We start from the raw sequence: 13,262 nt of genomic DNA, 5'->3' as shown, positions 1-13,262 counted from the left end.
GAAACCTCAGCGTGGCAAGATGTAACGGTCGATGGCCTGAGCCACCCCATCCTGCAGATTGCTGGCCGTAACCTCATCGGCCCGGGCCTGCACACTGGCATCGGCCTGGCCCATGGCAATGGATAACCCGGCCCGCTGGAACATGGCGACATCATTGCCGCCATCACCAATGGCAGCCGTATGTTCAAGCTCCACTCCCAGATACTCGGCCAGAGTTGCCAGAGCCTCGCCCTTGTTGGCCGCCACTGCCGTGATATCGAGGTAATAAGACTGCGAACGCGCCGCCAGCGCCTTCCCCTCAATCAACGGGTTGAGGCGATTTTCCAGCACTTCAAGCAAGCCGAAATCGGTACTGGAGGCCACGATCTTGTCGATGCGGTCCAGATATGGCTCGAAACTGTCCACCAGCAGCGGCTCATAGCCCAGCGCATGACGCTCGTGATCGACATAGGCGCCGTCAAGGTCAAGCAACAGCCATTGGTCATCGGCGAAAACCCAGACCGCGACCTCCTGAGCAGCAAACAGCTCCAGGCAAGTGCGCGCAGCGTCCCGATCGATACGATAGGCCGCCAGCAGGCTTCCATCTGGATGGGTAATCGCGCCGCCATTGAAGGCTACGGTCGGCAGTTCGACGCCCAGGGCTTCGATAATCTGCCGCATGGCCCGTGGCGGACGGCTGCTTGCCAGGGTGAAATGAACTCCGGCATCGCGCAGCCGCTTCACTGCATCGACCGTCACCGGGCTGAGGCTGTGGTCGGGTAGCAGCAAGGTGCCGTCGATATCAGACATCATGAAGCGGATAAGTGGCTGCTCGCGCTCAATCATCGATCTGGCGCCACTCACGTCCATCGCGGGTCAGCAGATCCCTGGCAGCAGCAGGCCCGTCTTCCCCGGCCTTGTACAACTGCACCTCGGGCTTCTCGGCCCAGGCATCCAGAAACGGCTGCACGGCACGCCAGCCATTCTCGATATTGTCGGCACGCTGGAACAGCGTCTGGTCGCCCGTCAGGCAGTCGTAGATCAGGGTTTCGTAGCCGGTCGATGGCTGCATCTCGAAAAAGTCCTTGTAGGCAAAACCCAGTTCGATGTCTTCCATTTCCAGGGTCGGCCCCGGACGCTTGGCAAACAGGTCGAACCAGACACCTTCGTTGGGCTGGATCTGGATCCGCAGATAGTTGGGCTTGAGCCGGTCAACCTCGGTATCCCTGAACTGGGCATAAGGTGCCGGTTTGAAGCAGATGGCGATTTCGGTGTCGCGGGAGCTCATGCGCTTGCCGGTCCGCAGATAGAACGGCACCCCGACCCAACGCCAGTTATCGACCAGAACCTTGAGGGCAACATAGGTTTCGGTCGTGCTGTCAGCGGCGACCCGCTCCTCCTCGCGATAACCGACAACGTCGCGCTCGCCTGCACGGCCAGGCCCATACTGGCCGCGCACCGAGTTGGCCAGCGCTTCGTCCTTGCTCCATGGGCGAATCGCACCGATGACCTTGGCCTTCTCGCCCCGCACTGCATCGGCGCCGAACGCCGCCGGAGGCTCCATGGCAACCATGGCCAACAACTGGAACAAGTGATTGGGCACCATGTCGCGCAGAGCCCCGGTGTTCTCGTAAAAGCTGCCGCGGGTTTCAACGCCCACGGTTTCAGCCGCAGTAATCTGTATGTGATCGATGTAATGGTTGTTCCAGAACGACTCGAAAAAGGCATTGGAGAAACGGGTGACCAGAATGTTCTGCACCGTTTCCTTGCCCAGATAATGGTCGATCCGGTAGATCTGCTTTTCGCTCATGACCTTGAGCAGGCAGGCATTGAGCTCAACCGCACTGGCCAGATCGGAGCCAAACGGCTTTTCGATCACGACCCGGCGAAAAGCACCTTCGGTTTCCGTCAGCAGGCCTGAAGAGCCGAGGCGCGAGGCCACTTCACTGAAGAAACGCGGCGCCGTGGCAAGATAGAAAACGGCGTTGGCAGTGCCGCTGCTCTCGATCTTGCCGGCGATGTCCTGATAGGTCGAATCGTCGAGAAAGTCGCCCTGCACATAGCTGATGCGCTTGGCCAGCTTGCCCCAGAGCGCAGGGTCCAGCGCCTCTCCACCCGCCTCGGCCACCTTGCTGGCGGCCTCCTGGCGGATGAAGTTTTCCAGCTTGAGGGCAAAGTCGGCGTCACTGATCGCATTGTGATCGACACCGACAATGTGCAGACCTTCGTCCACCAGGCCGTCACGCGCCAGGTTGTAAAGCGCCGGCATCAGCAAACGCTTTACCAGGTCGCCATGAGCACCGAACAGAAACAGTGTCGTAGCCGGAGCGACCTCAGCCTTTTGTGCGGACTTGCCGCGTGACAGGCCCATTACTTGGGTTCCTTGTGACCACCGAACCCGAAGCGCATGGCGGAAAGCATCTTGTCGGCGTAGGAACTGGTCTGACGCGAACGGAATCGTGCAAAGAGCGCACTGGACAATACCGGGACCGGAACAGCCTGCTCGATGGCGGCTTCGATGGTCCAGCGGCCTTCACCACTGTCGGCCACGGAACCGGAGAACGCATCCAGTTGCGGATCAGTTGCCAGGGCATCGGCGGTCAGGTCCAGCAGCCAGGACGAAACCACGCTGCCGCGACGCCAGACTTCGGCAATATCAGCGGTATTGAGGTCGAAACGCTGCTCGGGCGGCAAGTGCTCGGAGTTCTTCTGCTTGAGCAGATCGAAGCCCTCGGCAAAAGCCTGCATCATTCCGTATTCGATACCGTTGTGGATCATCTTCACGAAATGACCGGAACCGGCCGGGCCTGAATGAATGTAACCACGCTCGGCGCGGTCATCGCTGGAAGTGCGGCCCCTGGTGCGTTCGATCGAGCCATAGCCCGGAGCGAGGGTTGCAAACAGCGGGTCCAGACGCTCGACGATGGCGCTTTCGCCGCCAATCATCATGCAGTAGCCACGCTCCAGACCCCAGACACCACCGGAAGTACCGACATCGATGTAATGCAGGCCTTTCGGGGTCAGCTCCTGCGCACGACGGATGTCATCCTTGTAGAAGGTGTTACCGCCATCGATGATCACATCGTCGGCTTCGAGCAACTGGCTCAAGGCATGAATGGTGTCTTCGGTTGGAGCACCAGCCGGCAGCATTACCCAGACAGCACGTGGTTTCTCAAGTGCAGCTACCAGTGACGCGAGGTCGGTCGCAGGCGTCGAACCTTCGTTGGCCAGGGTATTGCGCAAGGCTTCGTCGCGGTCATAGACCACAGTGCTGTGGCCATCGAGCATCAGTCGCCGTGCAATATTGCCGCCCATGCGGCCCAGCCCAACAATCCCAAGTTGCATGAAAAGGTGCTCCTCAATCTGTAAAAAGGTGCCTCACTTTCTCGGATCCAGCACTTGATTCAGTGACACATGCTGGTTAGTCAAGAAAGCTCTGGCATCGGTTCCCCAGAGCGGGGATGGCGGCACATCTGCCACCCGATAGTGCATTTTGTCGTTAACGGGAAAGGTTCGCGACAATTAAAAATAAAAAAGTTCCAATTTAACGCAAAAGAAATCAAAATCAGGGCCGATAGAGAGACAAGCAGTGGCGATTCAGGGAACGATTGTCAATGCAGAGGTCTTTCCGACGTTGAATCCGCCATTTGCGAGGTGAGCAATGGGCACTGTACTACCAGCACTTGCACCACAAACCCTGTACGTCACTATCCGTCGCGATGAACTGCGTGCGCTCAAAGAAGAGCGTGAACAGTTACTCAGCAAAGTAGCTCACTTGAGCCTGCTTCTGCAGCAAGCCCAGCTGTCCGCTCCCGGCACAGCCCTGCAAGCCTGATCAGCTAGACCCCCGCCCCGACCTGAACGTTCAGCGGCAAGCCTGATATCTGGCTTGCCCGCGATGAGCGTAGCTTAAAGCGTTTTCTGCCAGAACATCGCACGACCCATTTCAGGGTTGAGCTGATAGCCGCCAAAACCCTGCCTTGCATACACGCGCTGCGCCGTCTCGTTACCTTCCAGTACTTCCAGTGTCAGTTTGCAGCAACCACGTTGACGTGCAATTTCCTCGACCTTGGCGAGCATTTTCTGACAGATGCCCAGGCCACGATGCTGGGGCAGCACAGCAACGTCATGGATATTCACCAGCGGGCGACAGGCAAAAGTCGAAAACCCCTCGAAGCAGTTGACCAGCCCTACCGGCTCGTTAGCGATAAAAGCCAGGACACTGAAGGCATGAGGTCGCTTGGCCAGTTCGATTGCCAGTTGCTGACGGGTATCAGCCGATAATGACTCGCCACCACCCATGACATCTTCGGCATAGTGATTCAAGACGAACCCAATCGCTTCGGCATGCACCGGATTGGTATAGCTCGCTTGCAGTACCAGCACCTCTGGGGCTTCCATTTCCAACCTCTTAAATACGTCGACACAGTTTGATTCCACCGGCAAGCATGCACAAAGGCAAGCCAACGGACGCCGATTCTATCGCGCCTCACCCCAAAATGTTCCAACATGAATGTAGGAAATTTCCTCGGACGCCCAAAGATAAAACGCCCCATGCACCTGGAAGAGGCATACAGCCTGTTTCCCACCAGAAAAGTGCGCAAAATCATTGCATCTGTCATTGAATTCGCTGAAATCAGCACGGTGGCTGCGGCAATCCGACGACCGGTCACGACACCCTTTTCCTGCTCCTGAGCCCGCACCAAAAAGACGCGCCCTTGCCTCTTCGGGCTCCCGCGGCCCCAGCGTTATCTACGCCTAATGCCCATGCCAGACATTTCCCCGTAAAAAAGTCGAAACTTCTCCAAAACGGGTGGGTCATCTCAATAGAGCGCCTATGCTATTGGCTACCAATAAGCATTGGGTCTCATCACCACGCTCCATCACTGCGCAAGGCATAAACAGGTACTGATCTTGCGTAGTGCATATCGTCAGCCATAGGGAATGGCTCATAAAAACATCACTGCTGCACCAACACTGTGTTGAATGGGAGAAAACGATGATTAGCGCCGCGGTCAAAACCCAGAAGGGAGAGAGTTTTAATCAGCTGGCCAACGAGCTGACTCATCTACCGTCATTTGCTACAAACCCTGCTCCACAGCTTCAACTACCCCCTTCAACTACACAGCCCACTATATCGCCGGTCAACAGACGCAAAGTGCTGTTCGTGACGTCGGAGCTGGCTGATCTGGTAAAGACCGGGGGCCTGGGCGATGTGTCTGCTGCCCTGCCACGCGCCATGCGTCATCTGCATGATGTACGAGTGCTGATTCCTGGCTATCCGCAAGTGCTCAACAGCGGTAACCCGATCCATGTGATCAGTGAGCTGGGAGGCTATGCCGCCTTGCCTGCCTGCAAGATCGGGCGTATGGACATGAAGGACGGTCTGGTCATCTATGTATTGATCTGCCCGGAGCTTTACGAGCGTGAAGGCACGCCTTATGGCGACGCCAACGGTCGCGACTGGTCCGACAACCATATCCGTTTCGCCCGGCTGGGGCTGGCGGCGGCCGACTTCGCCGCTGGCGCGGTAAAAAGCCAGTGGAGCCCGGAGCTGGTCCACGCCCACGACTGGCCTGCCGGCCTGGCCCCCGCCTACATGCGCTGGCGCGGGCAGACCACGCCAAGCATTTTCACCATTCATAACCTGGCCTACCAAGGCACAGTCAGTACAGGTTCGAGTCGTGAACTGGGTATTCCGGACGAAGCCTTGAGCAGCGACGGCATGGAGTTCTACGGCAAGCTGTCCTTCATCAAGGCCGGCATGGCCTACGCCAGCCATATCACAACGGTCAGCGCGACCTACGCCAGAGAAATCACGACTCCCGACTTTGGCTGCGGCCTGGAAGGCTTCCTGCAAAGCAAGGCCGACAAAGGCCAGCTCAGTGGTATCCCCAATGGTATCGACGCCAGTTGGGATGCCAGTACCGACGAGCACTTGATCTGCCATTTCGCACCCAACGAGTGGCTGCGCAAGGAAATCAACGCCGACTACGTTCGCGAGCTGTTCGAGCTGGATCCTTCGAGCGGCCCGCTGTTCGCCGTGGTTTCGAGGCTGGTGTACCAGAAGGGTCTGGACCTGACCATTGGCGTAGCAGAGCACATCGTCAATCAAGGCGGACAAATCGCGATCATCGGCCGTGGCGAACCGGAGGAAGAGGATGCCATGCGCGCTCTGGCCGAACGTTTTCCGGGGCGAATCAGTGTCCGTATCGGCTTCAACGAAACCGATGCGCGCCGCATGTTTGCCGGCAGCGATTTCCTGCTGATGCCATCCCGCTACGAGCCTTGCGGCCTGAGCCAGATGTACGCCCAGCGTTTCGGCTCACTGCCGGTTGCTCGCAATACCGGCGGCCTGGCAGACACGATAGAAGATGGTGTTACCGGTTTTCTGTTCGATGATTCCAGCGTAGAGAGCTACACCGAAGCGTTGAATCGTGCCTTCAAGGTTTTCACCAACCATGAATTGCTCAATGCCATGCGCTGCCGCGCCATGGCAGCACCGTTCAACTGGCAACAGGCTGTAGAACCCTATGCCGAGCTTTATCAGGACCTGCTGAAAAAGAATGCAGGTGTTTCGACTTACTATTGAGGAGAAGGGGTCACTGGATGCTTGTGCGTACAGACGATAGCTGGTGCCACGGTGCCGTTTTGTTGGACCCCGAACACACCCGGTTCGCCCTCTGGGCACCGGATGCCAAAGATGTAAGCGTCGAGCTGGACAATGGCCAGTCACTGGCCATGTCGGCACGCGAGGACGGCTGGTTCGTTATCGATGCCCGCTGCAAGGCGGGCACTCGCTACCGCTACAGAATCGACAAGGCGCTGGAGGTGCCGGACCCGGCCTCCCGCGCCCAGGTCGATGGCGTGCATTCGCAAAGCATCGTGGTCGATCACCAGGCTTATGAGTGGCAACACACACACTGGCTCGGTCGCCCATGGCACGAGGCTGTGATCCATGAACTGCATGTCGGCACACTGGGCGGTTATGCCGCAGTAGAGACACATCTGGCCCGGCTTGCAGAACTGGGCGTCACCGCCATCGAGCTGATGCCGCTGGCGCAATTCCCCGGTGATCGCAACTGGGGCTACGACGGCGTACTGCCCTATGCCCCGCAATCCTCCTATGGCACCCCGCAACAGCTCAAGCACCTGATAGACACGGCCCACGGCCATGGCCTGATGGTGATCCTGGATGTGGTCTACAACCACTTCGGCCCGGACGGCAACTATCTGGGCAGCTACGCCAAAAGCTTCTTTCGCAGCGATGTGAACACGCCCTGGGGCGATGCCATCGATTTTCGTCGGCCGCAGGTTCGTGACTTCTTCATCGACAATGCCCTGATGTGGCTGCTCGAATATCGATTCGACGGGCTACGCCTGGACGCCGTACATGCCATCAAGGACGACACCTTTCTGCCAGAGTTTGCCCGGCGCGTGCGTCAGCGCATCGACAAGGACCGGCATGTCTGGTTGAACCTGGAAAACGAATTCAATCAGGCAAGGCTGCTTGAACAAGGCTTCGATGCCCAGTGGAACGATGACGGGCACAACACCCTGCATGTCTTGCTGACCGGCGAAACCGATGCCTATTACTCGGACTTCGCACAAGAGCCGACCCGGAAGCTGGCTCGTCTGCTGAGCGAAGGTTTCGTCTATCAGGGCGAAGCAACCCGGCACGGCCATAACCGGGGCGAGCCTAGCGGGCACCTTGAACCCAGTGCCTTCGTCCTGTTCCTGCAGAATCACGATCAGATCGGCAATCGCGCCCTGGGTGAGCGCCTGACCCGGCTCTGCTCTGCCCCTGCGCTCAAGGCGGCGACCGCCCTGCTGTTGCTGTCGCCAATGATCCCGCTGATGTTCATGGGCGATGAATGGGGTGCGAGCGAACCTTTCCTGTTCTTCACCAGCCACCACGGCGAACTGGCCGACGCCGTTCGCGAGGGGCGACGAAACGAATTCGCCGACTTCGCAGCCTTTGCCGACGAGGAGCGCCGAGAGCACATCCCCGACCCCAACGACCCGCAAACCTTCACAGCTTCTCGCCCCGCCCTCGATGCCATAGAACTGGAAACCGACAAAGGCAGCGACCATCAAAGCTGGCTGCAGCTCTATCGACAACTGCTGGGCATTCGTCACGACCAGATCGTCCCGCGCCTGCCGGGCACCCGCGCACTGGGTTGCGACGTGCTGGGCGATGGCGCGGTCAGTGCGCGCTGGCGCATGGGCGATGGCAGTGTCCTGCGCATCGATCTGAATCTCGGCGAGCATCCGGCAGTGGCACCCGAACGGGATAGCGCTACGCTTCTCTTTGCCACTCAGCAACATCCGGTAGAACTTTCCCGACGAGGCACCCTCAATCCTTACACGGCCATTGTCAGCCTGACAGCAAGTGATGTTCTGGAGGAACAGGATGAGCAATGAGCAATTGGAGAGACTTGCCACTGAAGCAGGCTTGTCGGTGCATTGGGTCGATGCGAATGGTCGACCGCAAACGGTCAGCCCGCAGGTATTGCGCAAGGTTCTCGAGGCACTCGGTCACCCGGCAGACAGTAGCGAAACCATCGACGCCAGCCTGCTGCAATTGCAGACCTCCATGCACGGCGCCAGCGCCCCGCCGCTGCTGACGGTGGATCATGGCAGCAATCTGGACCTGTCCGAATGGTTCGAGCCTGAGACACCTTTCGTCCTGCATCTGGAAGACGGTTCACGACTGGCTGCCAGGCTGACCGCCAATGCGCAGCTACCAGCCCTGGCAACCATCGGCTATCAGCAACTGGATATCGCCGGCCAACACCTGACCATCGCCGTAGCACCCAAAGCCTGCTTCAGCATGGCCATGGCGACTGATGTCCGTGTGCCCCGCGCATGGGGGCTGACAGTGCAGCTATATGGCCTTCGTCGTGAAGGCGATGGCGGATTCGGCGACACCCAGGCGCTTGAAGCCCTGGTGCGCTCGGCCGGCGAACGAGGTGCCGACGCCTTGGCGATCAGCCCCATCCACGCCATGTTCGCCAGCGACCCGCACCGCTACAGCCCTTATTCCCCCTCAAGCCGCCTGTTCCTCAACAGTCTCTACGCTTCGCCGGGCATGATCCTCGGCGAACGAGCCTGGCGTCAGGCCGTTGAAGATGCCGGTGTGAGCGATGAGTTCAAGCGTCTGGAAGACTTGCCCTTGATCGACTGGCCAGCGGCCGCCAGTGCCAAGTGGAAAGCTCTTCATAAACTCTATGAAGCGTTCAGTACCGGTGCTCATCCGCTGTACGAAGACTTCAACAGCTTCCGCCACAGTGGCGGTGAAGCCCTGGAAAACCATTGTCGCTTTGAAGCCCTGCGCGCCGAGTGCCCGAACATGGGCATCAGTGACAATTGGCATGAGTGGCCGGACGAACTGAAAAACCCTCGCAGCGACGCCATTGGCCTGTTCGCCGCAGCCCACGGCCCGCAGATCAGCTTTCATGCCTTTACCCAGTGGCTGATCACTCGCAGCCTGGAACGTGCCCAGGTTGCCGCACGCAGCAGCGGCATGAGGGTTGGCCTGATCGCCGACCTGGCAGTGGGCGCAGACGGCGCAGGCAGCCAGGCCTGGAGTCGGCAGGACGAACTGCTGTCGGCACTGACCGTTGGCGCACCGCCGGATATCCTCAATCGCTCAGGACAAAGCTGGGGAATCTCGGCTTTCTCTCCCGATGGGCTGAAACGCAACGGCTTCCGGGCCTTCATCGAGATGCTGCGCGCCAACTTCGCCCATGCCGGTGGCTTGCGTATCGACCATGTGATGGGCCTGCAACGCCTGTGGGTCGTGCCGCTGGGGTCGCCGCCCAGCGAAGGCGCCTACCTCAACTACCCGCTTGACGACATGTTGCGCCTGCTGAGCCTCGAATCCTGGCGGCACAAGGCAATTGTGCTGGGAGAAGATCTGGGCACAGTCCCCGAAGGCCTGCATGAGAAACTGTCGGCCCGTGCGATTCTGGGCATGCGCGTCTTGTTGTTTGAGCAGAACAACGGGCATTTCAAACCTATCCTCGACTGGTCGGACGAAGCACTGGCCACGACCAGCACTCACGACCTGCCCACTCTGACGGGCTGGCTGAGCGAGCTGGATATCGAGTGGCATTCGCGCCTGGGCCATCTCGACGAACAAAGCGAGCGCCATTGGCGCGAAGAACGGGCCCGTGAATACGATGGCCTGCGCCGTGCCTTGAGCCAGAACAACGACAATTTGTCCGCCGACACCGAAGACTTCAGTCGTATCATCGATGCCAGCATCCGCTATCTGGGCCATACCCGCGCACCGCTGGTGCTGCTGCCCATGGAAGATGCTCTGGGCGTTCATGAGCAGGCCAACCTGCCCGGCACCATCGACAGTCATCCGAACTGGCGACGGCGCTTCACCGCAGAAAGTGCCGCCTTGCTCGACCATGAAGACACTGCACGAAGGCTGGAGCTGCTGTCCCAATCCCGGCTGCAAGCTGCGGAGCGTGACCGATGAGTATTGCCCTGCAACCCCTGCGCGCGACTCAGCGCTTGCAGTTCCACAAGGACTTCACCCTCGACGACGCTGTGCCATTGGTGCCCTATTTTGCCAGCCTGGGTATCAGCCACATTTATGCCTCTCCGCTGCTCAAGGCGCGGGCCGATTCCATGCATGGCTACGATGTGGTCGACCCGACCATCATCAACCCGCAACTGGGCGGCGAACCGGCACTGCGACGTCTGGTAGAGGCCCTGCGCGCCCACGGCATGGGCCTGATCCTCGATATCGTTTCCAATCACATGGCCGTCGGCGGTGCGGACAACCCCTGGTGGCTCGATCTGCTGGAGTGGGGGCGCGGCAGCCCTTACGCCAGCTTTTTCGATATTCAGTGGAACTCCCCCGACCCGCTGCTCGAAGGCCAGTTGCTGCTGCCATTCCTGAGCAGCGACTACGGAGCGGTGCTGCAAGCCGGGGACGTTGCGTTGCGTTTCAATGCGCAGAACGGCTCGTTTCATATCGAGCACTATCAGCATCACTTTCCGATCACGCCAATGACCTACGGCCCGTTGCTGCATGCCAGCGCGCATCCGCAACTGACCGAACTGGGCCAGCGCTTTTCGGCACTGAGTCAGTACCCCCAGGCTTACGAGCGTGCCCGACAAGCCAAGGCCGAGCTGGCTGAAATGGCCAGGAACCCAGAAATACTTCAAGCCATCGAGCAAGGAATTACACAGTTCGACTCACGGGAAAGCGAAGGCTTCAACCGTCTGCACCACTTGCTTGAACGCCAGCATTATCGATTGGCCAGTTGGCGCACCGCCGCCGATGACATCAACTGGCGGCGCTTCTTCGACATCAATGAACTGGGTGGCCTGCGGGTAGAACGGCCCGTGGTCTTCGAGGCCACCCATGGCAAGATTTTCCAGTTGATCGAGGAAGGTCTGGTAGACGGTCTGCGCATCGACCATATCGACGGGTTGGCCGACCCTCGCGGCTACGGCCGCAAACTGCATCGTCGGGTCCAAGGGCTGCTCAAGCACCGTCCTGCCCACGCCCGGCTGGACCACCTGCCGATTTTCGTCGAGAAGATCCTCGGCCCCGATGAACCGCTGCGCGATGACTGGAGCGTGGATGGCACCACCGGTTACGAGTTCATGAATCAGGTATCCCTGCTGCAACACGATCCCAAGGGCCAGGCGCCGCTGGCCGAACTCTGGAGCCGACTGACAGAACGCAGTGCGGATTTCGATCAGGAGGTGCTGCAAGCCCGTGATCTGGTGCTGCATGGCACCCTGGCCGGCGACTTCGAGAATCTTGCTCAGGCGCTGCTGCAAGTAGCGCGCAGCGACCTGATGAGTCGCGACCTGACCCTTGGCGCCATTCGCCGTGCGCTGCTGGCACTGGTGGTGAACTTCCCGATCTACCGGACCTACATCAGTGCCTGCGGCCGTTCGCCAGAGGACGATCGTTTCTTTCAGCAGGCGATGCAAGGCGCCCGCACGACGCTCAACGAAGGTGACTGGCCAGTGCTGGATTACCTGCAACGCTGGCTAGGGGGTGAGCCATGGCGAAAGCTGCCCCGCGGGCGCCTTCGCGATCAACTGCGCAAAGCCTGTGTCCGCTTTCAGCAACTGACCTCCCCCGTCGCAGCCAAATCCGTGGAAGACACCGCCTTCTATCGCTCGGCAGTGCTGCTTTCGCGCAACGACGTAGGGTTTCATCCCCAGCACTTCAGTGCGCCGGTGGAAGCCTTTCATGAGGCATGCCAGCAGCGACACGAAAAGTTTGCCAACAACCTGCTGGCGACCGCGACCCACGACCATAAACGCGGCGAAGACACTCGCACGCGACTGGCCGTGCTCAGCGAATGCGCAGACTGGTATGCCGAGCAAGTCGAGCGCTGGCGACAACTGGCGATCGCGCTGAAAGGCGAAGACCCGACCATCAGCGCAGGCGATGAGCTGATGCTCTATCAGGCGCTGCTGGGCAGTTGGCCGCTTGATCTTGAAGGTGAGCAAGCCCATGAAGCCTATGCTCAGCGCATGGTTCAGTGGCAGGAAAAAGCCCTGCGTGAAGCCAAGCTGCAAAGCAGTTGGGGCTCGCCCAATCAGGCTTATGAAGGCGCCTGCCGGGAATTTCTCCAGCGCCTGCTGCTAGCCCCTGAAGCCTTGGCGCTGCGCCAGTCTCTGGGTGCTACCGCCAACCGCATCGCTGTCGCCGGAGCACTCAACAGTCTGGCGCAGACTTTGCTGCGCTTGACCGTACCAGGCGTGCCTGATCTGTACCAGGGCACCGAGTTCTGGGATTTCAGCCTGGTGGACCCTGACAACCGTCGCCCGGTGGACTACAAGGCCCGTGAGCGAGCCCTGGCTCAATCCGTTCCGGCCCCCGAACTGCTGAGCGACTGGCAGGACGGCAGAGTCAAGCAGGCGCTGATCGCACAGGTGCTGAATCTGCGCGCAACACATTCAAGCCTGTTCAGTCACGGGGAGTATCTGCCCCTGCAAGTGACTGGCAGCCACGCAGAGCATGTAGTGGCTTTCGCTCGTGTATGGGAGGGCGAGCGCGCCATTGTTGTTGTTCCACGCACAAGCAGTGAACTATTGGGCACTGCGCAAACTCCATTCATTAATGCTGCCAATTGGGGAAATACACGAATCATTCTGCCGTTCGCTGATTCACATCCAGACTGGAAGGGCCTCTTTTCTGACGTCGTAGTTATAAATGACAGGGAAATACAGCTCAGTGCAGCGCTCAAGGATTTTTCTGTAAACCTGCTTATTCAAACTATGTAATACCTGGGAGT

At 59.4% G+C, this 13,262-nt stretch carries 9 protein-coding genes; 5 read left to right on the top strand and 4 right to left on the bottom strand.

What is annotated here, in order from left to right; all coding sequences use genetic code 11:
• Positions 1–6: 6 nt before the first annotated feature.
• The 3 genes from ACODS3_RS13915 to gnd are packed head-to-tail and all read right to left on the bottom strand — an operon-like array spanning position 7 to position 3,324.
• Positions 7–825: an HAD family hydrolase gene (locus tag ACODS3_RS13915; RefSeq protein ID WP_201002411.1), complete on the bottom strand. Its 819-nt coding sequence runs from the start codon at positions 823–825 to the stop codon at positions 7–9.
• Positions 818–2,350 (bottom strand): glucose-6-phosphate dehydrogenase, encoded by a 1,533-nt coding sequence (gene zwf, locus ACODS3_RS13910; RefSeq protein ID WP_201002120.1) that lies wholly within the window; start codon positions 2,348–2,350, stop codon positions 818–820. Before zwf ends, ACODS3_RS13915 begins: the two co-directional genes overlap by 8 nt.
• The gene (gene gnd, locus ACODS3_RS13905; protein ID WP_489034802.1) at positions 2,350–3,324 is read right to left on the bottom strand and encodes a phosphogluconate dehydrogenase (NAD(+)-dependent, decarboxylating); all 975 of its coding nucleotides are present in this window, start codon (positions 3,322–3,324) and stop codon (positions 2,350–2,352) included. The genes zwf and gnd overlap by 1 nt, the downstream gene beginning before the upstream one ends.
• A 316-nt stretch (positions 3,325–3,640) precedes the next feature.
• Between gnd and ACODS3_RS13900 the strand changes: the two genes are divergently transcribed.
• Entirely contained in the window at positions 3,641–3,814 is a 174-nt protein-coding gene (locus tag ACODS3_RS13900) for a DUF6026 family protein (protein WP_201002116.1), read from the top strand.
• A gap of 74 nt (positions 3,815–3,888) precedes the next feature.
• Here the strand turns inward: ACODS3_RS13900 and ACODS3_RS13895 are convergent, their stop codons facing one another.
• Positions 3,889–4,380, bottom strand: coding sequence for a GNAT family N-acetyltransferase (locus tag ACODS3_RS13895; RefSeq protein WP_201002114.1), 492 nt, complete (start codon positions 4,378–4,380; stop codon positions 3,889–3,891).
• Positions 4,381–4,978: 598 nt separating this feature from the next.
• Here ACODS3_RS13895 and glgA point away from each other — a divergent pair.
• From glgA to ACODS3_RS13875, 4 genes are read left to right on the top strand one after another with little or no spacing between them, the layout of a single operon-like run.
• A complete protein-coding gene (glgA, locus tag ACODS3_RS13890; protein WP_489034799.1) occupies positions 4,979–6,571 on the top strand; it encodes a glycogen synthase GlgA in 1,593 nt (530 codons plus the stop codon).
• A gap of 17 nt (positions 6,572–6,588) precedes the next feature.
• Complete coding sequence (gene treZ, locus ACODS3_RS13885; protein WP_489034797.1) at positions 6,589–8,403, top strand: malto-oligosyltrehalose trehalohydrolase; 1,815 nt, start codon at positions 6,589–6,591, stop codon at positions 8,401–8,403.
• A complete protein-coding gene (gene malQ / locus ACODS3_RS13880) occupies positions 8,393–10,471 on the top strand; it encodes a 4-alpha-glucanotransferase (protein ID WP_201002107.1) in 2,079 nt (692 codons plus the stop codon). The genes treZ and malQ overlap by 11 nt, the downstream gene beginning before the upstream one ends.
• Positions 10,468–13,251 carry a malto-oligosyltrehalose synthase gene (locus ACODS3_RS13875; RefSeq protein ID WP_489034795.1) on the top strand — a complete coding sequence of 928 codons (2,784 nt, stop codon included), beginning with the start codon at positions 10,468–10,470 and terminating at the stop codon, positions 13,249–13,251. The genes malQ and ACODS3_RS13875 overlap by 4 nt, the downstream gene beginning before the upstream one ends.
• Positions 13,252–13,262 lie beyond the last annotated feature (11 nt).

The sequence above is a fragment of the Pseudomonas sp. FG43 genome (assembly GCF_057809175.1).
Note: the sequence above shows the minus strand (reverse complement) of the source record. Positions and strands in the feature narration are given on the sequence as shown.

Coding starts and splice junctions, on each gene's coding strand:
- malQ (WP_201002107.1), top strand. CDS start 8,393: ATGAGCAATGAGCAATTGGAGAGACTTGCCACTGAAGCAGGCTTGTCG.
- glgA (WP_489034799.1), top strand. CDS start 4,979: ATGATTAGCGCCGCGGTCAAAACCCAGAAGGGAGAGAGTTTTAATCAG.
- treZ (WP_489034797.1), top strand. CDS start 6,589: ATGCTTGTGCGTACAGACGATAGCTGGTGCCACGGTGCCGTTTTGTTG.
- ACODS3_RS13900 (WP_201002116.1), top strand. CDS start 3,641: ATGGGCACTGTACTACCAGCACTTGCACCACAAACCCTGTACGTCACT.
- gnd (WP_489034802.1), bottom strand. CDS start 3,324: ATGCAACTTGGGATTGTTGGGCTGGGCCGCATGGGCGGCAATATTGCA.
- ACODS3_RS13875 (WP_489034795.1), top strand. CDS start 10,468: ATGAGTATTGCCCTGCAACCCCTGCGCGCGACTCAGCGCTTGCAGTTC.
- ACODS3_RS13895 (WP_201002114.1), bottom strand. CDS start 4,380: ATGGAAGCCCCAGAGGTGCTGGTACTGCAAGCGAGCTATACCAATCCG.
- ACODS3_RS13915 (WP_201002411.1), bottom strand. CDS start 825: ATGATTGAGCGCGAGCAGCCACTTATCCGCTTCATGATGTCTGATATC.
- zwf (WP_201002120.1), bottom strand. CDS start 2,350: ATGGGCCTGTCACGCGGCAAGTCCGCACAAAAGGCTGAGGTCGCTCCG.